The organism is Ralstonia sp. 22111, assembly GCF_052045895.1.
GTDB classification, from domain to species: Bacteria; Pseudomonadota; Gammaproteobacteria; order Burkholderiales; family Burkholderiaceae; genus Ralstonia; species Ralstonia wenshanensis.
Genome location: NZ_JBQEPR010000001.1, coordinates 578067 through 602958 on the forward strand (window position 1 = coordinate 578067; position 24892 = coordinate 602958).

Here is a 24892-nt window from a genome sequence, read left to right on the forward strand (position 1 = left end):
ACATGGACGAACTGAAGGAAGCGACCAAGCGACGCGCGTCATTCGCACAGACGATGAAGGCGGTGTTCTGGTCCTTCTTCGGTGTGCGCAAGGGCCGCGATCATGACCGCGACATGGCGCAGTTGAATCCCGTGCACGTGATCATCGCGGGCATTCTGGCGGCGGTCATGTTTGTCGTTGTGCTGCTGTTGATCGTGCGGGCAGTTGTCGGTTGAGGATTGAGAAGGTTGAGGAGACGGCCCTCGCAGCATGGGCTGGGCAACATCAAGTGGATTCCTAAAAAAATAGAGCTGGAGAAAAAGAGATGAGTGCGAATCGAGCAAACGCTCCGTACTACTTCGTGCCCGGGCCGTCGCGGCATCCGATTACGGCAAGCCTCGGCCTGCTGATCGTGCTGTTGAGCTCCGCTGCGTGGGTGAATGCTCAGCCCTGGGCCCCGTGGACGTTCCTGATCGGCCTGCTGTGGTTCCTCTTTGTGCTGCGTGCGTGGTTTGCCGACGCCATCTCCGAATCCGAGACCGGCAAGTACGGCGACCGCGTGGATGCCTCGTTCCGCTGGTCGATGAGCTGGTTCATCTTCTCGGAAGTGATGTTCTTCGCGGCATTCTTCGGCGCGCTGTTCTATGCCCGCACGATTGCCATGCCGTGGCTCGGCGATCTGAACAACAAGCTGCTGTGGCCTGACTTCAACGCGCTGTGGCCGAACGCTGGCCCGGCCGGCACGGTTACGCCGTTCACGACGATGGGTCCGTGGCCGATTCCGACCATCAACACGGCGCTGCTGCTGACTTCCGGCGTGACGCTCACGTGGGCGCACCATGCGTTGCGTGAAGGCAAGCGCGCCCAGGTCATCCAGGGCCTGCTGCTGACGATCCTCCTGGGCTTCACGTTCATGGGCTTCCAGGCGTTCGAGTACATCCACGCCTATCACGAACTGAACCTGAAGCTGACCTCGGGCATCTATGGTTCGACGTTCTTCTTGCTGACGGGCTTTCACGGCTTCCACGTGACGATGGGTGCGATCATGCTGTCGGTGGTGCTGGGCCGTGTAATCAAGGGGCACTTCACGCCAGAGCATCACTTCGCGTTCGAAGGTGCCGCGTGGTACTGGCACTTTGTGGACGTGGTGTGGCTGGGTCTGTACGTGGTGGTGTACTGGCTGTAAGGCAGTATGGGATTGGGGTGGCGCTGCGCCGCCTCGTAACCCTGCCCACGACAGGCGAAGACAATGCCGCAGACGGGACACCGCTGCGGCGTTTTCGTTTTTCTGGCGTGAGCGATTTGCTCGCGGCTATTGGCCGAAGCGGATGCCGGTGCTGTGAATCCACCCCAGCCGGTTCGCGACCAGGATGAAGATGAATAGCGCGATCGAGAAACCGACGCGGAACATCAAGGAGCGAACGGTGCGGTTGCTGTGGCCCTTATCGCGCATCAGGAAGAACAGTGCGGAGGCAAGGCTGCCGAGGATCAGCAGAAACGCAATGGCAACGACGATGCGCATGGAGGGTTACGGGTTGGGCGATGAGGGGGTGGAAATGGCTGCCAAGCATTATCTCACCGAGGCTACGCAATGACCGTGCGCGTGCCGATGCGGCGTTGGTTTGCGCCCGTGCCGATGCTGGCGGGTGTGGCGCTGATCGCGCTCACGTGCTCGCTCGGCCGTTGGCAGCTTTCGCGTGCGCACGAGCGCATTGAGCGGCAGGCCCGTATCGTGGCGCTGGAAAATGCGCCCGCGCAGCGCATCACCGCTCAGCCTGTGACGGCGGATTCAGTGATGTACCGACCGGTGCTGCTGCGCGGAACGTTCGACGTGGCGCACACGGTGCTGCTGGAAAATCGCCCCCACGTCACCAACGACGTATCGCGCCCCGGCTTCGAAGTGCTCATCCCGCTCAGGCTGGAAGGGGCGGGCGGGCGGGCGGTGTTGGTCAACCGGGGCTGGTTGCCGCGCGATCCGGCCGACCGCACGCGCATCGCGCCGTACACCACGCCAGCGGGCGAAGTGCAGGTCGAAGGGATGGCGGTGCCACATGCCAGCCGGGTCTTCAGTCTGGGCCGTAAAGACGGCTCGGATGAAGTTGGCCAGCGACTTAGGCAAAATATCGACCTCGACGCTTTCTCGCGCGAAATCGGTGTGCCGCTCCAGCCGTTTGTGGTGCAGCAGCAATCCGACGCGCAGGACGGCCTGTTGCGCGATTGGCCGCGCGCAGACCTGGGCGCCGACCGCAATTACGGCTACGCATTCCAGTGGTTCGCAATGGCAGCGGCGGTACTTGGGTTAATGGTCTTCTACAGCGTGCGGCGTTATCGCCGCTTGGCGGGCACATCTGAGCCCGCTTGAACACGAACTCGCGTTGCGGCTTAGTGCCGCAGCTGAATGTATTGGGAATCACATGGTGAATCAGGAATCCGCACCCGGCGCGCCCGGCACACTTGGCGCGTCCGAAGACCCGCGCATCGACGCGCGCACGCGTCGCGGCCGCTTGATGATGCTGTTCCTGCTGCTGGTGTGTGCCTCTCCAGTGATCGCCTCGTACCTTGCGTATTACGTCTTCACTCCGGCCGGCGGCAAGGCCGCGTACGGCGCGCTGGTCGATCCGCAGCGCCCCATTCCGAGCGGCCTCATGGTGCAGGACGAGCATGGCGCTGAAGTGCCGCTCGCGAGCCTCAAGGGCAAATGGCTGATGGTGTCGGTGGATCGCAGCGCCTGCGATGACAACTGCGCGCGCAAGCTTTTCACCATGCGCCAACTGCGCATCGGCCAAGGCCCGGACCGCGACCGCATCGTCCCCGTCTGGCTGGTGACCGACCGCGGCGACATCGACCCCCGCCTGATCAAGGCCTACAACGACGATTACGGCGCCGTGCGCTTCCTGCGTGCGCCCGAACTGCCGAAGAACTGGCTGGGCGATGGCAAGACGTCGCCCACGGACCACCTCTTCCTGGTCGATCCGCTTGGCAACCTGATGATGCAGTTTCCGAAAGATCCGGACCCGAAGAAGGTGCGCGGCGACATGACGCGGCTCTTGAAATACTCGCGCATCGGATAAGCCATGCTGTTGCAACTTGCTTCCATCGGCATTCTGATCGCGCTGATCCCGCTGTGCTACGTGCTGGTCAAAGGGGATCGCAACAAGTACCGCAAGCTGGTGTGGATCACCGCTTTCCTGACGCTGGACCTCATCATGTTCGGCAGCTTCACGCGTCTGACCGATTCGGGGCTGGGCTGTCCGGATTGGCCGGGCTGCTACGGCACGTCCAACCCGTTCCATGCACGTGACGACATCCATGCCGCGCAGGCCGCCATGCCGAGCGGCCCGGTCACGTGGATGAAGGCGTGGATCGAGATGACGCATCGCTACTTCGCGCTTGCGTTGGGCGTTCTGATCATCACGCTGGTGGTGCTCGCGTGGGTCAAGCGCAAGGAGCTGAAGCAATCTCCGTGGTATGCGACGGCCGTGCTGGCGTTGGTATGCGTGCAGGGCGCCTTTGGCGCCTGGACGGTCACGCTCAAGCTGCAGCCTGCCATCGTGGTGACGCACTTGCTGCTGGGCATGTCGCTGCTGGCCGCGCTGATCTGGCTCGGCTGCAAGAACGATGCACCCCGGGTGGTGGATGAGCGTGGCGCTTCGTTGCGCACGGCAGCGGCCATCGGGCTGGTGCTGCTCGTTGTGCAGATTGCGCTGGGCGGCTGGGTCAGCACGAACTACGCTGTGCTGGCCTGTACCGATTTTCCGCTGTGCAACGGCCAGTGGGTTCCGCCGATGGACTTTGCGCACGGCTTCACGTTCTGGCGCCAGCTCGGCAAGACTGCCGGCGGCGATTTCATCTCGCACGATGCGCTGGTCGCCATCCATTGGACGCACCGCGTGTTTGCAGTCGTCGTGCTGAGCTATCTGGCGTGGCTTGGCCTCCGCGCACGTCGCATTGGCGGCATTGGCCGTGTGGCAACGGTGCTGCTGGTCGTGCTGGCCGTGCAATTGGCGACCGGTCTCTCAAACATCGTGCTGGGGTGGCCGCTGCTGGCCGCCGTGGCGCACAACGGCGGCGCGGCCGTGCTGCTGTTGCTGATGGTGCGTCTGCATTACCTGATCGGGCTCGCGCAAGCGCGGGCGCCGGTGCCTGTGGCGGCTGCCGTCGTCTGAACGCTGTCTGACCGTTTTTTATGAATACCGTGGCAACCCCAACAACTTCCACTCAACTTCCTGGCTGGCGAACGACCGCATCGCAGTATGCGGCGCTCACCAAGCCGCGCGTCACGCAGCTTGCTGTGTTCTGCGCCGTGATCGGCATGTTCCTGGCCACGCCGGGCATGGTGCCGTGGCCGGTGCTGATCGGCGGCGCGGTCGGCATCTGGCTGTTTGCCGGCGCTGCCTTCGCCATCAACTGCCTGGTCGAACGCAAGATCGACGCGATGATGCGTCGCACGGCTTGGCGCCCGTCGGCCAGCGGTGAGTTGGGCACGCGGCAGATCCTGGTGTTCTCGGTGGTGCTCGGCGGTGCGGGCATGTGGACGCTGCACGTGTTCGCCAACGACCTGACGATGTGGCTGACTTTTGCCACCTTCATCGGCTACGCGATCATCTACACGCTGCTGCTCAAGCCGGCCACACCGCAGAACATCGTGATCGGCGGCCTCTCGGGGGCGATGCCGCCGGCGCTGGGCTGGGCGGCCGTCGCCAACAGCGTGCCGGCCGAGGCGTGGATCCTGGTACTGATCATCTTTACCTGGACGCCGCCGCACTTCTGGGCGCTCGCGCTGTACCGCCGCGCTGACTATGCCAAGTCGGGCCTGCCGATGCTGCCGATCACGCACGGCGAGAAATACACGCTGCTGCACATCCTGCTGTACACGCTCATCATGATCGCGGCGACCATCCTGCCGTTCGTCTACGGCATGAGCGGCTACATCTACCTGGCGACAGCCCTGGTGCTGGGCTTCGGCTTCCTCTCGTATGCGTGGCGCATGTACCGCAAGTATTCCGACGCGCTGGCGCAGAAGACTTTCCGCTACTCGATCATCTATCTATCGATCCTGTTTGCCGCGCTGCTGGTCGACCACTACTTCAAGTTCGGCCCGGCGCTCACGCAAAGCGCGGCGCTGTGACGCACAGGGACGCCAGCAGGCATGTGCCGTTGGCGCTACGCTAGCCGGTCCGCTTCCAACACGATGACCATGCTCTCTTTCCGACACCTCCGCGCCGCGCTGTTCGCCATGCTGGCGGTTGCCGTGCTGGCGCTCACGGCGTGCAGCGACAAGCCCGCCTTCAAGAATCTCGACATCACCGGATCCAAGAGCTTCGGCACCGATTTCTCGCTGACCGACCACACCGGCAAGCGCCGCACGCTCGAAGATTTCCGCGGCAAGGTCGTCGTCATGTTCTTCGGCTACACGCATTGCCCCGATGTCTGCCCGACCACGTTGGCTGAGTTGCGCGCCGTGATGGACACCCTCGGCAAAGACGCGGACCGCGTCCAGGTGCTGTTCGTCACCGTCGACCCCGAGCGCGATACGCAAGACCTGCTGGCCAAGTACGTGCCCGCGTTCGACCCGCGCTTCATCGGCCTGCGTCCGGCCAACGAGACCGAGCTGAAGAAGGTCGCGTCCGACTTCAAGGTCTTCTACAGCAAGGTGCCGGGCAGTTCGCCTGACAACTACACCATGGATCACACGGCCGGCAGCTACATGTTTGATCCGAAAGGCAACCTGCGCCTGTTCATCAAGCACGGTCAGGGCCCCGAGCCGATCGCGCATGACATCAAGCAACTGCTGGCCGACTGATCTGCTGCCAGCGCCCAAAGAAAAAGCCCGCCAATTGGCGGGCTTTTTTATGGCGCGGCGGGCAGCTTAGGCGAAGGCCTGCAGGGCACCCTTCATCTTCTTCATCGCGGCCGATTCGATCTGGCGAATGCGTTCTGCCGACACACCAAACTCGTCAGCCAGGTCGTGCAGCGTCGAGCCGCCCGATCCGTCGTCGTTCACGTTCAGCCAACGGGCTTCGATGATGCGGCGGCTGCGGTCGTCCAGCTTGGCGAGGGCGGCTTCGATGCCTTCGCTTTGCATGCGGTCGTTGCTCCGCGCTTCGATCACGCGGGTCGGCTCGTTGTGCGTGTCGGCCAGGTAGGCGATCGGGGCGAAGGACTCTTCGCCGTCGTCCATCTGGCCTTCAAGCGCGATGTCGCCGCCCGAGAGGCGCGTTTCCATCTCGCGCACTTCGGCGCCCTTGACGTTCAGTTCGGCGGCCACGGCGTCGATCTCATCCGACGTGAAGGTCGCTTGCGCATCCTGCTTGTGGCTGCGCAGGTTGAAGAACAGCTTGCGCTGGGCCTTGGTGGTAGCCACCTTCACCATGCGCCAGTTCTTCAGGATGTACTCGTGCATCTCGGCTTTGATCCAGTGCATCGCGTACGAGACGAGGCGCACACCCTGATCCGGATCGAAGCGCTTGACGGCCTTCATCAGGCCGATATTGCCTTCCTGGATCAAGTCGGCATGCGGCAGGCCGTAGCCGAGATAGCCGCGGGCGATCGACACCACCAGGCGCAGGTGCGAGAGCACCAGGCGGCGGGCGGCATCGAGATTGTCGTTGTCGCGGTATTCGCGGGCCAGACGCTGTTCTTCTTCAGCCGACAGCATCGGCACACGGTTGACGCTCTGGATGTAGGCGTCGATGTTGCCCAGGTTGCCGGGGAACGCCAGCGCCCATCCATTGCCGGCGTTGCCGGACGGCTGGGTGGCGATTGCGGAAACGGTATTCACGGGGATGACTGCGTTCACTCAGGACTCCTGTCGAAATCCAGTGGAGGTTTGGAGAGGCATCTTAGCACTCCAACCGGATGAGTGCTAATAAGACATTCTTGTCCGGTTAATAGTTCCCGTAAATCAGGGTGTCTTCATCAATAGTATGATGTTTGCGCCGCAACAAAAGCGCGTCATACCACTCATAGACCGAGGCGGGCGGCATCGGTTCTCGACTATGCCGCCGTGTTGCGGCCGCGTGACTTCGCCCAATAAAGTGCTCGATCGGCTTCGCGCAGGGCGGCGTCTGGGTCGCGTATTTCCGGGCCCGGGCAGGCGACGCCGATGCTCGTGGTGACGTGCAGCACCGTGCCATCAGGCAGGTGGATGGGCGGACGGATCGCTCCGACGATCTTCTGCGCCGTGTGCAGCGCATCATCCGGAGCGTCAATCGGGTCGAGCAGGATGATGAATTCGTCACCTGCGAGCCGGGCGACGGTGTCGGTGCGGCGCACGGCACGTTGCAGGCGGTGCGCGACCTCCACCAGCACAGCATCGCCGGCGGCGTGGCCGTAGGTGTCGTTGATGTGCTTGAAGTGATCCACGTCCAGATACAGCACGCCCAGCGGCGCGGGCAGACGCTGACGACGTTCCAGCGCAGCGCGCAGGCGCTCGTAGAGTTCGTAGCGGTTTGGCAGGCCCGTGAGCGCATCAAAGCGCGCCATGCGCGACAGCTCCATCTCGCTGCGCTTGGCTTCGGTCACGTCCTGCACGAAGGCGTAGAGACCGCAGCGGCCGTCGCGGGCTTCACCGGCATCGGGCACGAGCTGGCCGCGAAAATGCCGGGTGCGGCTGCGCGGGCCGTTGGCGCGGGGCTTTTCGTACCATGGCGCGGTGATCTCGAATTGGACGGATTCTCCGCGCTGGGCGCGCACCAGATACGGTGCCAGCAAGGCGTACGTGCCCGGCGTGAACACCCGTTCCGGTGTCTGGCCGCAGACCTCCTCGGGCGTGCGCTGCAGCCAGCGCGCATGCGTGACGTTGCAGAAGGTGAAGACACCGTCGGGGTCGATGTGCGACACCAGCAGCGGCGCGTTGTCGAGCACGAGCTTGAGCGCGCGTTCGCTGCGCCCCAGGGCCAGCTCGGCACTCGTGCGGGCCGTCAGATCCTGCAGTACCGAGAAATAGCCGCGCAGCGTGCCGCGATCATCGTAGTCGGGAAAGTAGTGGCCGCTCAGGTAGCGGGGCACGCCGGTGCGCATGGACTGGATCTCGAATTGCACCGGGTAACCGGCCAGCACCTCAGTCATGTAGGGCAGCAGCGTGCGGTAATCCTCGGGGGTGTAGATGTCGCGCACGTGGCGGTCGAGCATCTCGTCTTCACTGCGGCCGAAGGCTTCGAGCAGCGTGCGGCTGGCAAAGCGCACGATGCCGTCCGAGTCGACGTAGCTGAGCTGCGCGGGCACGTTGTCGGCCACCAGGCGCAGTTGTTCGCGGCTGGCGCGCAGGGCGGCTCGGCGGCGTTCCAGGCTTTCGTTGGCGGTGCGCAGTGCGCGCTCGGACGCGGCCAGCCGGTTGGCAAACGGCCGCACCGTCAAACGGATGGCCAGCACGCTGCCGATCATCAGGCACAGCATGAAGGCCGCAAGCCGCTCGAACTGCACGCGCATCGGGGCGTAAAGCTCCGCACTGGCGATCTTGCTGATCAGTGCCAGACCCGTGTGGCCGATGGGCGTGTAGCTGAACGACGTCGGCATGCCATGGATGTCCTGCCACTGGCCGTAGCCGGCCTCGCCCGCCAGCGCCAGGCGTGATGGCAGCGGGCGGTGGTCGACCGTAAGCGGCGGCAGCTCGAACACATAGGCGTCGAAGCGCTGCGGAAACGACATGGCGCGGCCGCGCGCATCAAAGCCCGACATCGCCAGCGTTTCCGTCATCCCCGTACCGCGTTGGCTGTTGTAGCGGCCTGTCATGTGGGCGAGCGGTTGCTCGGCGACCAGCCAGCCGATTTGCGTGCCGTCTGCCATGACCGGCGTTTCGGTACGCATGGCAAAACCGTGTACCCATTGCAGCGTGACACGCTCGGGCGCGAGGCCGGCGTGCAGCCGAATCGACAGCTCGGGTTCAAGCGTCTGCGTCCCCAGGCTGACGATGCCCTCGCCCGCGAGCGTGCGCAGTTGCAGGTACGAGTAGCCTTGCTCGCGATACGCCTGCAACGCACTCTCGCTGCGCAGACGCGCTGCGTTGTCTGCCGGATGGCGCAGCACTTCCTGGATGTGCGTGGCGGCGGCCACCAGGCGGGGGCTTTCCGCACGCATGGCCAGCAGTCGGTCGAACTCTTCGGCGTAGCTGGACAGGGCTTGCGCCCGTGTGGTGCCGAAAGTCAGCGTGGCGCTGTCCACCTGGATGATGAACGCCGTGATTGTGGCCGCCAGCCCTGCCAGCACCACGCAGCCGCCGCTGATCCACACGATGGTGTCTTCCGGCGACAAGCGCAGGCGCAACAGGCCGGGGTACCGGGCTACTGCGGCGCACAGTGTGCCCGTGAGCACCAGCAGCGAGCAGACAGCAGCCGCGTCCGGGGCACGCCACCGCAGCCACGCCGGGTACAGATACTCAAGTGCCATGGCGCGGCCGAGGAGGTCGCCAGCGCAAAGCAGCATCGCGAAGCCCAGAAGGCCCCAGAACCATTGCGCGCGATGCGGTTTGCGCAAGGTGGGCACGAGGCTCAGTGCGGTTGCCGAGGCGGCCATCGCCAGCGCGTGGCTGGGGTGCATGCCGCCAATCCACCCGGTCACCCATTGGCGATCGAACCAGGCGTGCAGGCCAGGAAAATCCAGTCCGATCGGTCGGCCCGTGATCATCTCGGCCAGCCGCAGCGTGGACAGCAACGCCACCGCGCCGCTCAGCCCGCGTGCTGTCGGATCTGCCCAGCGGGCGTTTGGTCGCACCACCCCAACGAGCAGCGCCCCCAGACCAGCGCCCAGCAGCGTCAGGTTGATCCCCGTGGCAAACACGATCAGCAGGCGGTCCGTGCCGAGCTTCACCGCCCATGGCCAATGCTGCAGCCAGCCGACCATCACGATCAGCCCAATCAGGACGAGGAGAAAGCCGATGCCGCCGGCAATGGCGACAAGCGGCCGGCGAGGAACCATGCAGGTGACGCGTGAGCGGGGCGGTTTCAGGGCGGATGTCTTCTAACCGGAAGATCGGCGGAAAACCGCGCCGCTTGAGCGTTTCCACCCAAAAGGGTGGGCTGAATTGCCATGTCTGCAATGTTGAGTGATCGATGCGCAAATGAATGCGATGCACTCGGCACATCGCGTCACCTCGCGTGCCGTCACGCAAGTTAGCTACACTGCCCGGACATCGCAGACACCGTTACAGGAGCCGTCATGACCATCGTCGTCAGCAAGGACACCGAAGGCCTTTTCCGCCACAAAGTCACCTTCCCTGAAGGCGTGACTTACACCGACGTGCCCAAGCCGGCGGGCGAAGGCAGTGCGCCCGATCCGCACGCCTACTTCGATGCGGCCTTGGCCAGTTGCAAGGCGCTGACCGTCTCGCTGTATGCGCGCCAGCGCAAGTACCCGCTCGACTCGATCGACGTGGCTGTCGAGCACGACGGCAGCCAGGAGCGCCAGGGCCGTTACAAGCTGCGTACCGTGCTGACCCTGCACGGCGATCTGAGCGACGAGCAACGCGCCGACCTGCTGCGCGTGGCCGGCAAATGCCCCGTTCACAAGCTGATGACCGAGGTGGAGATCAGCGTCGACACCGAACTCGCCGAGCGCGCTTGAGGAGCCTCCCGCCATGACTTCCATTCAGCACATCATCGGCCCGCACGTGCGCGACCTGGGCGGTTTCTCGGTCAAGCGGGTGCTGCCATCGGCGGCGCGCCAGACGGTGGGGCCGTTCATCTTCTTCGATCACATGGGCCCCGTCGATTTCGCCCCCGGCGAAGGCATCGACGTGCGTCCGCACCCGCACATCGGGCTGGCCACCGTTACGTATCTGTTCGACGGCAGCATGGTCCACCGCGACAGCCTCGGCAGCGTGCAGACCATCACGCCTGGCGACGTGAACTGGATGACGGCCGGCAACGGCATCGTCCACTCCGAGCGTTCCTCGCCCGAGGGGCGCGAAAAAGGCGCGCGCGTGCATGGCATCCAAACCTGGGTGGCGCTGCCGAAGGATCAGGAAAAGGTGGGCGCCAGCTTCGCCCATCACGCCGCCGACACGCTGCCCAAGCTCGAATGCCCGGGCGTGCAGGGCGTGGTCATCGCGGGGGATGCATTCGGGCTGACGTCGCCGGTGAAGGTGAGTTCGCGCACGCTGTATGTGGCTCTGGAGCTGGCGGCCGGTGCATCGCTGGTGATTCCGCCCGAGCATGCAGACCGTGGGCTGTATCTCGTCGACGGCGCCGTCACCATCGACGGCGAGACGCTCGACCCGCACCACCTTGCCGTGCTGGAACCCGGCGGCGACGTGACGCTTACCGCGCAGGCATCGTCACGCGTGATGCTGCTGGGCGGTGACCCGACCGACGGCCACCGCCACATCTACTGGAACTTCGTCGCCAGCGACAGGGCCGACATTGAAGACGCCAAGCAGCGGTGGGAGGCCGACGCCTTCGCCCACGTGCCGGGCGAGACGGAGCGGATTCCGCTGCCGTCCAAATAAGACCAATCGATCAATCAGGCAGCCTGCGCCGGTCGTGCACAGCGCACGATCGCGCGGACCTGCTTGGCGATCGGCTCCGGCACCGGTTGCGTGCCGTCGAGCACCGCTTCAATCCACCGCGCTGTAGCTGCCACGTCCGTCCCTACAGGCAATTCAGGCGGCGTATCGCTCGATCCTTCCACCGCTTCGATCACCGTTTCGTGCGCCCCATCGTGCAGCCACTCCACCGCGCTGCCACGCCGCGCATCGGCCACCGCCTCGCCTTCGGTGCCGCGCGCGAGCAGCACATTGGCCGGATGGCGCAGGAAGTAATCGGTGAGCGTGTCGCGGTATTCCGGGTGCGTGTAGCTGACCAGCCGTAGCGCTTCGCGCGGCGCGTGCCCGCCGATGGGCTGCAGCATCTTCACCACCGTATGGGCCGAATTGCGTAGGCCGACGATCTCGCGCTTGTCCAGCAGCGACGCCAGCTCGGGCGAGAGCACGTCGATCGGCACGAACGCCAGGCGGTCGCTCTCCAACCGCTCGCGGGCGTCGTCCATGTGTTCGCAGACGGGCCAGCCGAGCGCTTCGAACAGCGCGGCCGTGGTGATGCGGCCGTCGAAGCGGCGAATGCCATGCACCAGCACCGGCACACCTTCGCGCGCCAGCAGCTTGGCCAGCAGCGGCACGAGGTTCGGCTGCCGGCGGGCGCCGTTGTAGCTCGGGATAACGACCGGCAGCGCGTGCTCGGGCGTGTCCGGTGCCGGAAGCGGCCGGCAGTGCGCGTGCGTGGCTTCCAGCATTCCGTCGAGTTCTTCCGGGGTCTCGCCTTTGATGCGGTAGGCCATGAGGATGGCGCCGAGCTGCACGTCGGCGATGCGGCCTTCCAGCATGGCAGTGAAGAGCGCGCGGGCATCGTGCTTGACCAGCGCGCGGGCGCCGTCTGCGCCGCGGCCGATCTCCTTGATGAAGCGGGCGGCGGGGAAGGGGCCGTTTGCGAGGGCGTCTTCAGTGACGGTGTCGGGGAGGATGGGGGGAGCGGGCATTGTTCATGGCGCGGGTGATTGGCTTGGGGTTGATCATAGCGCTGTGGGTTGTGTGCTGGCGCCATGGGTCGGTGCTTTTTTGGGACTGGTGGTGCATCCCTTGTTTCATCCCCTGCCGGGGCGGGCGGTTGTGGTCCATCCCTTTTTCGTACCCTGCCGGGCACGACCTACTTTTCTTTGTCTTGCCAAAGAAAAGTAGGCAAAAGAAAGGCGCGCCCAAGATGGCGACCCCTTCCTTGAATTTGTGTAACCGGGCGGAGGCGGGGAAAACTCGCTGCGCTCAGACAGTTCCCCGCCTTTTTTCCGCCCGCTTACAAAAATTCAAGGCGCCATCAAGGGCAGGAACGTCAACGGCCAAACCGTTTGTCTGCGTGTCCTGTCGGGGTCCCGTTTGTTGCTCTGTGCTGCTTCGCTTCGCTCGCACTCCACCGCTGTTTTTTGCTGGCTTCGCTTCGAGTCTTGCCGTGCAAGCGCGACTGCGGTTGTACTTCGATGGTGTGGCCGTACCTTGCCCTAGATGGCGCCTTGAATTTCTGTTGCAGGGAGGAAAAAGGAAGGGGAACTGTCTGAGCGCAGCGAGTTTTCCCCTTCCCCTCCCTGCGACATAAATTCAAGGGGAAGTCGCCATCTCGGGCGCGCCTTTCTTTGCTTACTTTCTTTGGCAAGACAAAGAAAGTGAGTCAGCCCCGGCAGGGGATGAAACAGGGGATGGACCACCAAGTTAAAACAACAAAGCCATCCCCAAAGCAAATCAAGCAGCCTCCGCCACCGGATGCCTCTGCTTCCGATACAGAAAATCCAACACCGCCGTCCGACAAGCGTGATAAGTCGCATCCTCCGCCAACGCCATCCGATCCCGCGGCCGCGGCAAATCCACCGTCAACACCTCACCAATCGTCGCAGCCGGCCCATTCGTCATCATGACGATGCGATCCGCCAGCAGCACCGCCTCATCCACATCGTGGGTCACCATCACCACCGTGCTGCCGGTCGCCGCCACGATCTTCAGCAGCTCATCCTGCAGATGCGCCCGCGTGAGCGCATCCAGCGCCCCAAACGGCTCATCCATCAGCAAGACCTTCGGCTCCATGGACAACGCCCGCGCAATCCCCACCCGTTGCTTCATCCCGCCAGAAATTTCATGCGGATGCTTCTGCTCGGCATGCGACAAGCCCACTAACGCCAGCGCCGCATGTGTGCGCTCACGCAGTTGCGCCTTGGTCTCGGTCTTGCCGAAGACGCGTTCGACGGCCAGATACACGTTGTCAAAGCACGTGAGCCACGGCAGCAGCGAGTGGTTCTGAAACACCACCGCGCGATCCGGCCCCGGCCCGGCAATCTCGCGCTCGGCCAGGATCAACCCACCCGTGGTCGGCCGCGTGAGCCCGGCAATCAGGTTAAGCAACGTCGACTTACCGCACCCCGAGTGCCCGATGAGCGCGATGCACTCACCGCGCGCCACCGTCAGGTCGATGTCGCGCAGGGCGACGAACGGGCCGCGCTTGGTCTTGAACGTCTGCCCGACGTTTTCAATGCGCAGGAATTTGTCTGTCATGGCGCTCCCCCTGTTTCCTCAAACCGTGTCGTACGAGAAGCGCCGCGCAATCGCCAGCAGCGCGTGCTCCAGCAGCAGCCCCACCACACCAATCACGAAGATCGCGATGACGATGTGCTCGACCTTCAGGTTGTTCCATTCGTCCCACAGCCAGAAGCCGATGCCGACACCGCCGGTGAGCATCTCCGCCGCCACGATGACCAGCCATGCGGTGCCGATGGACAACCGCACGCCCGTCAGCATGTACGGCAGCACCGCCGGAAACAGCACGCGCGTGAACACCTTCCACTCCGACAGGTTCAGCACGCGCGCCACGTTCAGGTAGTCCTGCGGCACGCGCGTCACACCCACGGCGGTGTTGATGACCATCGGCCAGATCGAGCAGATGAAGATCGCCCAGATGGCCGCCGGGTTGGCCGACTTGAACAGCAGCAGCCCGATTGGCAGCCACGCCAGCGGCGACACCGGCCGCAGCAGGCTGATGATGGGCGAGGCCATCGCATTCAAAAACGCAAAGCGCCCGATGAGGAAGCCCGCCGGAATGCCGATGACCGCCGCCATGCCAAAGCCCGCGCCCACGCGCGCCAGCGAGGCCAGTACGTTCCAGCCCACGCCCTGGTCATTGGGGCCATTGCGATAGAACGGATCGGCAAACAGCGCGACCGCCGCTTTCCACGTCACCGCCGGTGTCGGCAGTGCGGGGATGGCCGTGGCGATGCCCTGCCATGCCAGCACAAACAGCACAAAGCCCAGCACGGGCGGAAAGCCGCGCACCACGGCGGCGACAAACCAGTCGCGCGCAACAAACCGGCGACGTTCAGGGGCGGCATCGGACTGCACGCCGGACAACGTTTTGACGAGCGTGTTCATGTCGGACTCCATCGACGTGAGGAACCGCAATCAGAAATTCGGAAGTTCAGGAGGGCAGCAACGTCAGGCTTTCAGCTTGAAGCCGTCGGCATAAGCGGCGGGGTTCTTCGCATCCCACACCACGCCGTCGATCAGCTTGGCCGTGCGCATGTCGCTCTTAGGCAGTGGCGTGCCGGTGGCGGCTGCCGCCTGCTTGTAGATGTCGATGCGGTTGATCTGCTTGGCCACGGCCAGGTAATCCGGATGCGCCTTCAGCAGGCCCCAGCGCTTGTGCTGCGTGAGGAACCACATGCCGTCCGACAGGTACGGGAAGTTGACCGCGCCATCGTGATAGAAACGCATCGGGTCCGGGTCGTCCCAGGTCTTGCCCAGGCCATTCGAGTAACGGCCCAGCATGCGGTCGAGAATGATGTCCATGTCGGTGTTGACGTAGGACTTGGCGGCGATGGTCTCGGCGGTCTTGCGGCGGTTCGATGCTGACGCATCGATGAACTTGCTCGCCTCCAGCACCGCAGCGGTGAGCGCACGCGCCGTGTTCGGATACTTCTGCACAAACTCCGCCGTGGTGCCGAGCACCTTCTCGGGGTGGTCTTTCCAGATGGCCTGTGTGGTCTCGGCGGTAAAGCCGATGTTGTCTGCAATCGCGCGCGCGCCCCACGGCTCGCCCACGCAGAAGCCATCCATGTTGCCCACGCGCATGTTGGCCACCATCTGCGGCGGCGGCACGGTGATCGCCTTCGCATCCTGCAGCGGGTGGATGCCGTGCGCGGCCAGCCAGTAGTACAGCCACATCGCGTGCGTGCCGGTCGGGAAGGTCTGCGCGAAGACGTATTCGCGCTTCTCCTTGGTCATGACCGCACGCAGCGATGCGCCGTCCTTGACGCCTGCTGCCTTGAGCTTGTTCGATAGCGTGATCGCCTGGCCGTTGTTGTTGAGCGTCATCAGCACGGCCATGTCTTTCTTCGGGCCGCCAATGCCGAGTTGCACGCCGTAGATCAGGCCGTAGAGCACGTGCGCCGCATCCAGGTCGCCCGACGCCAGCTTGTCGCGCACGCCCGCCCATGAGGCTTCTTTCGACGGCGTGATCTTGATGCCGTACTTCTTGTCGATGCCGAGCGTGGACGCCATGACCACCGAGGCACAGTCCGTGAGCGGGATGAAGCCGACCTTCAGCTCCGTCTTCTCGGGCGCATCAGAGCCCGCGGCCCAGGCGCCGGCGCGCACCAGCGGATCGATCAATGCCACGGCACTGCCTCCTGCAATCGTCGCCGCGGCTTTCATGATGCTGCGGCGCTTCGGGTTGATCGGGTTGACGAGAGCGTCGGTCTTGTCTGGCGCGGCCATCCATGGCTCCAAAGAAAAGGCGTCCCGACGCGCGCCATCGCCCCATCGCCAAGGAAGGGTCGCAGAGCCGTGCGTCGGGACGCCGTTGTCCCTTGCCGATACCCACGTTGGCACCGGCTTCGCAGCGACACTTGCAAGGGGTATGCCAACGTTGAGCAATGGGTTTCGGCGATCCGGGTTCAGAACGCCACGCGCCGAGCATTTTTCTCGGTGTTCCGAGCTCGGAGCTCGGCGTGCGAGGCTTTTTGCTCGGCGGATGGAGCTCGGAGCTCGGCACGCGAGGCTTTTAGCTCGGCGGTTGAGGCTCAGAGCTCGGCGCGTGAGGCTTTTAGCTCGGCGGTTGAGGTTCGGAACTCGGCGTCTGAGGCTTTTGGCTCGGCGATTGAGGTTCGGAACTCGGCGTGCGAAGCTTTTTGCTCGGCGGTTGAGGTTCGGAACGTCGCGTGTGAGGTCCGGAACACCGCGCGCGACTGGTGCGTTTCCGGCGCCGGAGTTGTGCGGCGCACCAAAAATGGGCGGTGGCCCGGCCGCTCAACTGGCCATCACATCGATCACGCGTTGCGCGGCTTCCACCAGCTTGATGTTGCGGTCCATCGCCATCTTGCGCAGGCGTTTGAAGGCATCGTCTTCCGACAGGTTCATCTGCTTCATCAGCAGGCCCTTGGCGCGCTCCAGCACCTTGCGTTCGGCCAGTTGCGTCTTGGCGGTGTCCAGCTCTGCGCGCAACGCACTTTCGTGCTCGAAGCGAGCGTAGGCGACATCCAGTACCGCCTTGACGCGCGTGGGCTTGATGCCGTCGACGATGTAGGCCGTGATGCCGGCGGCAAACGCCGTCTTGATGCGCGTGGCGTCGTCGTTGTCGGTGAACAGCACGATCGGGCGCGGCGCATGCTGTGTGGCCACGCAGACGTGCTCGATGGTGTCCCGCGCCGCCGATTCGGACGCGACGATGACCATGTCGGGCTGTGTCTCGGCGATGCGCTCCGGTAGCGTCAGGTCGGCATCGGCCAGGCCCACGTCAACGAAGCCGGCCTCGGCCAGCCCTGCGCGGATCAGCTCCAGGTTGATCTGTTCGGCATCGAGCGGATCGCGCACCAGCAGCACGCGCATCGGCGCGGCCGGGTGCGGGGCGGCGGGCGGGGCAGATGGGGCGGGCGGTTTCGTTTGCATGGTGCAAAGTGGGGCAGTGTGCACGCCACTCATGCAAGAACCGCGCCGGGCCGGTGCGGGTGTATTCTCGCAAACTCGTCGGTCGCCGGGGGGCGGTGGCCGCAGTGTCCCCACCTGTTCCAATCCAGCTTAGCTTCAGGAGACCCGCATGACCGAGTTCGTCGTCACCCCGCCCGCCGTCAACGGAATTCCCGTCCGTGGTGGGCAGGGCCAGTTTCCGGTGCGCCGTGTGTACTGCGTCGGCCGCAACTACGCCGCCCACGCCCGCGAGATGGGCTCCGACCCCGACCGCGAGCCGCCGTTCTTCTTCTGCAAGCCGGCCGACGCCGTGCGCTACATCCCCGACGGCGAGACCGGCCAGTTCGTCTACCCGACTGAAACCAAGGATTGCCACTACGAGATCGAACTCGTGGTCGCCATCGGCACGGGCGGCCGCGATATCTCCGTGGAAACCGCTGCCAACCATATCTACGGTTACGCCGTCGGCCTGGACATGACGCGCCGCGATTTGCAGAACGCCGCCAAGAAGGGCGGCCGCCCGTGGGAAACCGGCAAGGCGTTCGACGGCTCCGCACCCATTGGCCCGATCGTGCCGGCAAAGGATGTCGCCCACGCAGATAAGGGCGCCGTCACGCTGTCGGTCAACGGGCGGGAACACCAGCGCGGTGATTTGTCTGACCTGATCTGGTCGGTGCCGGAAACCATTGCGTATCTGTCGCGCCTGTTCGAACTGCGCCCCGGCGACCTGATCTACACCGGCACGCCCGAAGGCGTCGGCCCGGTGGTCGTCGGCGACCTGATGGTCGGCAAGATCGACGGCGTGGGTGAGCTGCACGTGAAGGTCATTTGATAGACCCGACAGAAGAGTCAGAAGCCATGTCGATCAAGCTGTACAACTATTTCCGCAGTTCGGCGTCGTTCCGCGTGCGCATCGCACTGGAGGTCAAGGGCCTGTCGTACGACTATGCGCCGGTGCACCTGCTCAAGGGCGAGCAGATGGCGCCCGACTTCGTCAAGCTGAACCCCGATGCGCTGGTGCCCGTCCTGTGCGACGGCAACGACGTGCTGAACCAGTCCTTGGCGATCGTCGAATACCTGGAAGAGACGCACCCCGAGCCCACGCTGCTTCCGGGCTCGCCGAGCAACCGCGCGCACATTCGCGCGATTGCATTGGCGATTGCGTGCGAGATCCACCCGCTCAACAATCCGCGCGTGCTCAAGTATCTGAAGAACACGTTCAACGTGGAAGAAGAGGCGCGCAACGACTGGTATCGCTACTGGGTGAAGCTGGGGTTTGCGGCACTGGAGACGCGGCTGTCACAGTCGCCACTGACGGGCGCTTACTGTGTTGGCGACACGCCGACGCTGGCCGACGTGTGCCTGGTCCCGCAGGTGTTCAACGGCAAGCGATTTGATGTGGCGGTGGAGGATTACCCGACGCTTGCGCGCATCTTTGAGCACTGTATGGCGCAGGAGGCGTTTCAGAGGGCTGCGCCTGGGGCGCAGCCGGATGCGGCTTCCGCGTAATCTGCAGCGTTACTGCGCAAAACAAAAACGCCCTGATCAAATCAGGGCGTTTCTACATTGAAGCGTTGCGCGCGAGGGGGGTCAACCCAACAGCGCATCCGCAAATTCGCGCGCAGAAAACGGCTGCAGGTCTTCCACCTGTTCACCCACGCCGATGAAGTACACCGGCACCGGCCGCTGCCGTGCGATGGCGGCCAGGATGCCGCCCTTGGCAGTGCCATCCAGCTTGGTGACGATCAGGCCCGTGAGGCCCAGCGCTTCGTCAAAGGCTTTGACTTGCGCGAGGGCGTTCTGCCCCGTGTTGCCGTCGATCACCAGCAGCGTTTCATGCGGCGCTGTGGCCATGGCCTTGGCGGTCACGCGGCGCACTTTCTTGAGCTCTTCCATCAGGTGCAGCTGCGTCGGCAGGCGGCCGGCGGTATCGGCCATGACGATGTCGATGCCGCGTGCGCGTGCGGCGTTCACTGCATCGAAGATCACCGCAGCCGGGTCGCCCGATTCCTGAGCCACGACCGTGACGTTGTTGCGCTGTCCCCAGACCACGAGTTGCTCTCGCGCGGCGGCGCGGAACGTGTCGCCCGCGGCCAGCAGCACCGACTGGCCGTAGGTCTGGAAGTGCTTGCACAGCTTGCCGATGCTGGTCGTCTTGCCGGCGCCGTTGACGCCCGCGATCATGATGACCATCGGCTGTTCGCGGCCAAGCACCATGGTTTTTTCCAGGGGGTGCAGCAGCTCGACCAGCAGGTCGCGCAGGGCGGTTTTCACGCCTTCGGCGGTTTCAATGCGCTGGGCCTTGATGCGGCGGCGGAGTTCCCCCAGCAGGTATTCGGTGGCGTCGACACCGGCATCGGCCATCAGCAGCGCGGTCTCCAGCTCTTCGAAGAGCGCTTCGTCGACCTTCACGCCGACGAACAGCGTGGTCAGGCCCTTGCTCGTCTTCGACAGGCCGGAGCGCAGGCGCGACATCCAGCCCTTGCGGGCTTGTTCGATGACGGCGGGCGTGGGCACGGTCTCGACGTCGTCGGCTTGCACGTCGAGCGCAGGCTGCTCGGCAGGTGCGTCAGGCATGGCCACGTGGGCCGGCGCGGCGACAGGTGCGGCTATTGGTGCAGGTGCAGGTGCAGGTGCAGCGACGGGCTGGGGTGCTGCAACCGGTGCGGGTGCGGGAGCGACGGCAGGGATGGCAGCCGGGGCAGGCGCCTGCGCGGCTTCGGGCGCCGCGGCGGGCGTGGGTTCGGCGGCCGGTTGGGGCTCTGCCTTGCGCTTCTTCCAGAAACTAAACATCGTAAAAGGCAGTCTATTTCGCCGTTAGAATCAAGCGTCGAATTTTATCAGACAGCCCATATGCGCTCTTCCATGCGAATCGTTTCAAACCGGGCCCGGTTGCGAGCCTGGCAATTGGCCGCGACGGCCCTGGCGGCGGGCCTGCTGGCCGGCCATGTTGGCGCGCAGGAGTTGGCAGCCGCACCGGGGCGCCCAGTTGCCACCGCCAGCGTTGCCAAGGTGGGCGCCAGCCAGTCCGACACGCACGAATACAAGCTGCCGAACGGCCTGCAACTGATCGTCAAGGAAGACCACCGCGCCCCCACCGTGGCGCACATGGTCTGGTATCACGCCGGCAGCATCGACGAGCACAACGGCACCACAGGCGTCGCCCACATGCTCGAGCACATGATGTTCAAGGGCACCAAGGCTGTTGGCCCCGGCGAGTTCTCCCGCCGCGTGGCGGCCATGGGCGGCCGCGAAAACGCCATGACCACGCGCGATTTCACGATGTACTTCCAGCAGATCGAGAAGTCGCATCTTGGCGACGTGATGGCCCTTGAGGCGGACCGCATGGCCAATCTCCAGCTGACCGACAAGGAGTTCAAGCCGGAGATGAACGTGGTGAAGGAGGAGCGCCGCATGCGCATCGACGACTCCGCCCGTTCCACCGTCTACGAACAGATGCTCGCCACGCTGTTCAACGCCGCGCCGTACCGCAACCCGACCATCGGCTGGCCGGGCGATCTCGACACGATGACGGTGCAGGACGCGCAGAACTGGTACCACGCCTGGTACACGCCCAACAACGTCACCGTGATCGTCGCGGGCGATGTGAAGCCCGACGAAGTCTTCCGCCTGGCGCAGCGCACCTACGGCAAGCTTAAGCCGCATGCATTGCCGCGCCGCTATGCGCAGGAGGAGCCCAAGCAGATCGGCGTGAAGCGTATCTGGGTGAAGGCGCCGGCCGAGAACCCGTACGTTGTGCTGGCGTACAAGGTGCCGCGCCTGAGCGATGTGGAGAAGGACGTTGACCCGTACGCGCTGGAAGTCCTGTCGGCCGTGCTCGATGGCTATGACAATGCGCGCCTGTCGAGCCAGCTTGTCAAGGGCGAAAAGCGCATTGCCGACGATGTCAACGCCGGCTACGACGGCCTGAACCGCGGCCCGTCGATCTTCCTGATGGACGGCACGCCCGCCGACGGCCACACCACCGCCGAGATCGAACAGGCCCTGCGCGCGCAGATCGAGCGCATCGCCAAGGAAGGCGTGACGGATGCCGAACTGAAGCGCGTGAAGGCGCAAGTCGTGGCCGCGCAGATCTACAAGCGCGACTCGGTGTTCGGCCAGGGCATGGAGATCGGCATGAACGAGATGAGCGGTCTGTCGTGGCGGTCCATCGATCGCCAGCTTGAAAAGATCAAGGCCGTGACATCGGCGCAGATTCAGCACGTTGCGCAGACGTACTTCAGCGAAGACAACCTCGTCGTCGCCACGCTGCTGCCGCAACCGATCGATCCCAACAAACCGGCGCGCAAGCCTGTTCCGGGCATGCGCGAAGAAGGAGGGCTGCGTTGATGCGCGCCATGTCCCTGACCCTCAAGACGGCGCTGGTCGCCATTGTTGCAGCGGCGGCGCAGAGTGCCCTGGCCGCGCTGCCCATTGAACACTGGACGGCGCCGACCGGCGCGCGCGTGTTCTTCGTGCCGAGCCCGTCGATCCCGATGCTCGACATCAATCTCGACGTGGACGCGGGTTCGCGCTATGAGCCAGCTGCGAAGGTGGGCCTCGCCTCGCTCACGGCCGGCATGCTCGACAAGGGCGTGGCCGCGCAGGGCAATGCACCCGCGCGCGATGAAGCGGCGATTGCCGATGCGTTTGCCGACGTGGGTGCGAGCTTTGGCGGCGGCGCTGGTGGCGATCGCACGAGCCTGCGCCTGCGCACGCTGTCCGACCCCGTCGAGCGCGGCCCGGCCATCGCGCTGATGACACAGATTGTCTCGGCGCCGACTTTCCCCGACTCGGTGCTCGCGCGGGACAAGCAGCGCTTGGTGGCCGCCATCCGCGAATCGCTGACCAAGCCGTCGGTGCTGGCCGAGCGCGCGTTCGGCAAGGCCATCTACGGCACGCATCCGTACGGGCAGACCGCTTCGCCGGAAACGGTGGAGAGCATCACGCGCGACGACATCGTGCGCTACTACCATGCCAACTACACGGCCAAGCGCGCGGTCGTGACGCTGATCGGAGCGATCAGCCGCCAGGAAGCCGAGGCCATCGCCGAGCAGATCACGCGCGGCTTGCCCGCTGACGGCGCCACGCCGCCGGCGCTGCCCGACGTGAAGATGCCGCTGGCGAAGGCGGAGACGATCCGCATTCCGCATCCGGCGCAGCAGGCGACCATCATCCTCGGGCAACCGGGCATCGCGCGCGGCGACAAGGATTACTTCCCGCTGCTGGTTGGCAATTACGTGCTGGGTGGGGGTGGATTCAGCGCGCGCCTGACCAACGAGGTGCGCGAGAAGCGTGGCCTGACGTACAGCATCGGCAGCTACTTCGCGCCCGCTGCGCAGCCCGGTCCGTTCGAGCTGGCGCTGCAGACGCGCAAGGACCAGACCGAAGAAGCGTTGGGCGTGGTGCGTGACACCGTTGCCAAGTTCGTCGCCGACGGCCCAACCGACGCGGAACTGAAGGCCGCCAAGGACAACCTCGTCAACGGTTTCCCGCTGCGCCTGGACAGCAACCGCAAGCTGCTGGACAACGTGGCCAACATCGGCTGGTACAACCTGCCGCTCGACTACCTCGACACGTGGACGCAGCGCATCGCGGCGGTCACGCGTGACCAGGTGCGCACGGCATTCCAGCGCGCGCTGCAGCCGCAGACCATGGCGACGATCGTGGTGGGCGGTCCGGATAAGGCCGCCACTAACTGACGCACGGCGGCTGTATCCGAAAAAACCGGCGGCATCCCCCGCCGGTTTTTGTTTGCGCTCGTTTTATGAGGCAACAGCCCCTAAAATCGCGCCCATGGCACCTCGTACCCCCAGCTCCAAAGGCCCCAAGGCCAAGACCGCCACGTCGCATGCGCGCGCACCGCAGCAGGTTCGCATCATCGGCGGGCAATACAAGCGCACGCCGCTCCCCGTCGTCAACGCCGAGGGTCTGCGCCCGACCAGCGACCGCGTCCGCGAGACCGTCTTCAACTGGCTCGGCCAGGACCTGACCGGCTGGCGTTGCGCCGACATCTTTGCCGGTACCGGTGCCCTTGGCTTTGAGGCGGCTTCGCGCGGCGCCGCGCACGTGACACTCGTCGAAAACCACGCCCCGGCCGTGCGCGCGTTGCAGGCCATCCGTGACAAGCTTGGCGCGAGCATGGTCGACATCGTTTCGGGCGACGCCTTTGCCTGGCTCGCTCGCCAGCCCGATGCTGGGCTCGATGCGGTGTTCATCGATCCGCCGTTTGCACAGGATTGGGCACTGCGTGCGTTGGAGGCTGCGGCGCGGGTGGTCAAGCCAGGAGGCGTGATCTACGTTGAAGCCGCGCAGCCGTTGGTGGATGTGAGTACTGATTCACATGGCGACCAGCCGGCCGCTAGTGTCGCGCTGCCGGCCGATCTGGTGCTCCATAAACACCTGCGCGCCGGTGCGGTGCATGCACATTTGCTGCTCCGCAAAAACGGTTAAACTACGCCGCTCGCAACCGATGCATGAGCATCGGGCGGCACCTGCAAGGCGGGTGCCCTCGGTGGGTATCGGTGGCACAGGTGGCAGGCTCGGGATCTGCCGCGCTCGATAACGCAACGGTGTCCGAACGCAGTACCGGCGCGGCCATGTCCCACGCCGACGCTTGCGGATGCTCTTTTCCCCTTGGTGGAGGAACCATGGTGATCGCGGTTTATCCCGGCACTTTCGATCCGTTCACGCGCGGCCACGAAGACCTCGTGCGGCGTGCGTCCAACATCTTCGACGAGCTGATTGTCGGGGTGGCGCAGAGTCCGAACAAGCGGCCGTTCTTCGCGCTGGAAGAGCGCATCGAGATCGCCCGTGAAGTGCTCGGCCATTACCCGAACGTGCGGGTGGAAGGGTTTTCCGGCCTTTTGAAGGACTTCGTGCGCAAGAACGGCGCGCGCGTCATCGTGCGGGGCCTGCGTGCCGTGTCGGACTTCGAGTACGAATTCCAGATGGCCGGCATGAACCGTTACTTGCTGCCGGACGTGGAAACCATGTTCCTCACGCCGTCGGATCAATACCAGTTCATTTCGGGCACGTTCGTGCGAGAAATCGCCGTGCTTGGCGGCGATGTGAGCAAGTTCGTGTTCCCGTCGGTCGAAAAGTGGCTCAAGGAAAAGACCGGCAAGACGGAAGGGTCGGGCAAATCGGAATAAAATGACGCTTTGGCGNCGCCGGCCATTTCAAGGAAGGCATCATGGCGCTCATAATCACCGATGAGTGCATCAATTGCGACGTATGCGAGCCTGAGTGCCCCAACGGCGCGATTTCGATGGGCCCGGAGATCTACGTGATCGACTCGGGCAAATGTACCGAATGCGTCGGCCACTTTGACGAGCCTCAGTGCCAGCAGGTCTGTCCGGTGGATTGCATCCCCAAAGACCCGGCCCATGAGGAAACGCACGAGCAGTTGATGCAGAAGTACACCCAGCTCACCTCGGCACCACCACGCGCGGCGTGAGCACAAAAAAGAGACGGCTTTGGCCGTCT

The 24892-nt window shown here is 64.5% G+C and carries 25 protein-coding genes; 16 read left to right on the plus strand and 9 right to left on the minus strand.

What is annotated here, in order from left to right; translation table 11 throughout:
* The first annotated feature begins 2 nt into the window (after positions 1-2).
* On the plus strand, positions 3-215 hold the full coding sequence (locus ACTJK4_RS02730) for a DUF2970 domain-containing protein (RefSeq protein ID WP_232041852.1): 213 nt from the start codon (positions 3-5) through the stop codon (positions 213-215).
* A gap of 89 nt (positions 216-304) precedes the next feature.
* Entirely contained in the window at positions 305-1165 is an 861-nt protein-coding gene (locus ACTJK4_RS02735) for a cytochrome c oxidase subunit 3 (protein WP_024976748.1), read from the plus strand.
* Between the two features lie 126 nt (positions 1166-1291).
* Here the strand turns inward: ACTJK4_RS02735 and ACTJK4_RS02740 are convergent, their stop codons facing one another.
* Complete coding sequence (locus ACTJK4_RS02740) at positions 1292-1501, minus strand: twin transmembrane helix small protein (RefSeq protein ID WP_024976747.1); 210 nt, start codon at positions 1499-1501, stop codon at positions 1292-1294.
* A 69-nt stretch (positions 1502-1570) separates the two neighbouring features.
* Between ACTJK4_RS02740 and ACTJK4_RS02745 the strand changes: the two genes are divergently transcribed.
* The 5 genes from ACTJK4_RS02745 to ACTJK4_RS02765 all read left to right on the plus strand — a co-directional run bounded on the left by ACTJK4_RS02745 (position 1571) and on the right by ACTJK4_RS02765 (position 5782).
* Positions 1571-2341, plus strand: a complete 771-nt coding sequence (locus ACTJK4_RS02745) for an SURF1 family protein (protein ID WP_440815864.1) — start codon at positions 1571-1573, stop codon at positions 2339-2341.
* A 52-nt stretch (positions 2342-2393) separates the two neighbouring features.
* Entirely contained in the window at positions 2394-3050 is a 657-nt protein-coding gene (locus tag ACTJK4_RS02750) for an SCO family protein (RefSeq protein WP_440815867.1), read from the plus strand.
* Between the two features lie 3 nt (positions 3051-3053).
* Positions 3054-4145, plus strand: a complete 1092-nt coding sequence (locus tag ACTJK4_RS02755; RefSeq protein ID WP_232041855.1) for a COX15/CtaA family protein — start codon at positions 3054-3056, stop codon at positions 4143-4145.
* A 20-nt stretch (positions 4146-4165) separates the two neighbouring features.
* Entirely contained in the window at positions 4166-5107 is a 942-nt protein-coding gene (cyoE, locus tag ACTJK4_RS02760; protein WP_027678338.1) for a heme o synthase, read from the plus strand.
* Positions 5108-5176: 69 nt separating this feature from the next.
* A complete protein-coding gene (locus ACTJK4_RS02765) occupies positions 5177-5782 on the plus strand; it encodes an SCO family protein (RefSeq protein WP_232041856.1) in 606 nt (201 codons plus the stop codon).
* 66 nt (positions 5783-5848) lie between these two features.
* Here ACTJK4_RS02765 and rpoH read toward each other — a convergent pair whose 3' ends face one another.
* Together rpoH and ACTJK4_RS02775 are read right to left on the minus strand one after the other, a co-directional pair.
* Positions 5849-6742: an RNA polymerase sigma factor RpoH gene (gene rpoH / locus ACTJK4_RS02770; protein ID WP_373407674.1), complete on the minus strand. Its 894-nt coding sequence runs from the start codon at positions 6740-6742 to the stop codon at positions 5849-5851.
* 233 nt (positions 6743-6975) lie between these two features.
* Entirely contained in the window at positions 6976-9894 is a 2919-nt protein-coding gene (locus ACTJK4_RS02775) for a diguanylate cyclase domain-containing protein (RefSeq protein WP_440815872.1), read from the minus strand.
* Between the two features lie 240 nt (positions 9895-10134).
* On the opposite strand from ACTJK4_RS02775, the gene ACTJK4_RS02780 reads away from it, so the two are divergent.
* Together ACTJK4_RS02780 and ACTJK4_RS02785 are read left to right on the plus strand one after the other, a co-directional pair.
* Complete coding sequence (locus tag ACTJK4_RS02780; RefSeq protein WP_232041859.1) at positions 10135-10539, plus strand: OsmC family protein; 405 nt, start codon at positions 10135-10137, stop codon at positions 10537-10539.
* A gap of 13 nt (positions 10540-10552) precedes the next feature.
* On the plus strand, positions 10553-11422 hold the full coding sequence (locus tag ACTJK4_RS02785; RefSeq protein ID WP_440815876.1) for a pirin family protein: 870 nt from the start codon (positions 10553-10555) through the stop codon (positions 11420-11422).
* 14 nt (positions 11423-11436) lie between these two features.
* Here ACTJK4_RS02785 and ybiB read toward each other — a convergent pair whose 3' ends face one another.
* From ybiB to ACTJK4_RS02810, 5 genes are all read right to left on the minus strand, one after another.
* The gene (gene ybiB / locus ACTJK4_RS02790; RefSeq protein ID WP_440815879.1) at positions 11437-12447 is read right to left on the minus strand and encodes a DNA-binding protein YbiB; all 1011 of its coding nucleotides are present in this window, start codon (positions 12445-12447) and stop codon (positions 11437-11439) included.
* Positions 12448-13198: 751 nt separating this feature from the next.
* Complete coding sequence (locus tag ACTJK4_RS02795) at positions 13199-14002, minus strand: ABC transporter ATP-binding protein (RefSeq protein WP_102064436.1); 804 nt, start codon at positions 14000-14002, stop codon at positions 13199-13201.
* A gap of 18 nt (positions 14003-14020) precedes the next feature.
* Entirely contained in the window at positions 14021-14872 is an 852-nt protein-coding gene (gene ntrB / locus ACTJK4_RS02800) for a nitrate ABC transporter permease (RefSeq protein WP_440815882.1), read from the minus strand.
* Between the two features lie 63 nt (positions 14873-14935).
* On the minus strand, positions 14936-16216 hold the full coding sequence (locus ACTJK4_RS02805) for a CmpA/NrtA family ABC transporter substrate-binding protein (protein WP_232041864.1): 1281 nt from the start codon (positions 16214-16216) through the stop codon (positions 14936-14938).
* 531 nt (positions 16217-16747) lie between these two features.
* Positions 16748-17386 carry an ANTAR domain-containing response regulator gene (locus ACTJK4_RS02810; RefSeq protein ID WP_232041865.1) on the minus strand — a complete coding sequence of 213 codons (639 nt, stop codon included), beginning with the start codon at positions 17384-17386 and terminating at the stop codon, positions 16748-16750.
* A 148-nt stretch (positions 17387-17534) separates the two neighbouring features.
* Here ACTJK4_RS02810 and ACTJK4_RS02815 point away from each other — a divergent pair, with 148 nt between their 5' ends.
* Entirely contained in the window at positions 17535-18236 is a 702-nt protein-coding gene (locus tag ACTJK4_RS02815) for a fumarylacetoacetate hydrolase family protein (protein WP_260803977.1), read from the plus strand.
* Between the two features lie 26 nt (positions 18237-18262).
* Entirely contained in the window at positions 18263-18913 is a 651-nt protein-coding gene (gene maiA / locus ACTJK4_RS02820) for a maleylacetoacetate isomerase (protein ID WP_440476067.1), read from the plus strand.
* 81 nt (positions 18914-18994) lie between these two features.
* Here maiA and ftsY read toward each other — a convergent pair whose 3' ends face one another.
* Positions 18995-20197 carry a signal recognition particle-docking protein FtsY gene (gene ftsY / locus ACTJK4_RS02825; protein WP_440815886.1) on the minus strand — a complete coding sequence of 401 codons (1203 nt, stop codon included), beginning with the start codon at positions 20195-20197 and terminating at the stop codon, positions 18995-18997.
* Between the two features lie 60 nt (positions 20198-20257).
* Here ftsY and ACTJK4_RS02830 point away from each other — a divergent pair, with 60 nt between their 5' ends.
* The 5 genes from ACTJK4_RS02830 to ACTJK4_RS02850 all read left to right on the plus strand — a co-directional run bounded on the left by ACTJK4_RS02830 (position 20258) and on the right by ACTJK4_RS02850 (position 24863).
* Positions 20258-21754 carry a M16 family metallopeptidase gene (locus tag ACTJK4_RS02830; protein ID WP_232041872.1) on the plus strand — a complete coding sequence of 499 codons (1497 nt, stop codon included), beginning with the start codon at positions 20258-20260 and terminating at the stop codon, positions 21752-21754.
* Positions 21754-23106: a M16 family metallopeptidase gene (locus ACTJK4_RS02835; protein WP_440815890.1), complete on the plus strand. Its 1353-nt coding sequence runs from the start codon at positions 21754-21756 to the stop codon at positions 23104-23106. Before ACTJK4_RS02830 ends, ACTJK4_RS02835 begins: the two co-directional genes overlap by 1 nt.
* A gap of 94 nt (positions 23107-23200) precedes the next feature.
* On the plus strand, positions 23201-23857 hold the full coding sequence (gene rsmD, locus ACTJK4_RS02840) for a 16S rRNA (guanine(966)-N(2))-methyltransferase RsmD (protein ID WP_440815892.1): 657 nt from the start codon (positions 23201-23203) through the stop codon (positions 23855-23857).
* A gap of 197 nt (positions 23858-24054) precedes the next feature.
* Positions 24055-24558 (plus strand): pantetheine-phosphate adenylyltransferase, encoded by a 504-nt coding sequence (gene coaD / locus ACTJK4_RS02845; protein ID WP_004633426.1) that lies wholly within the window; start codon positions 24055-24057, stop codon positions 24556-24558.
* A gap of 41 nt (positions 24559-24599) precedes the next feature.
* Entirely contained in the window at positions 24600-24863 is a 264-nt protein-coding gene (locus ACTJK4_RS02850) for a YfhL family 4Fe-4S dicluster ferredoxin (protein ID WP_440815896.1), read from the plus strand.
* Positions 24864-24892 lie beyond the last annotated feature (29 nt).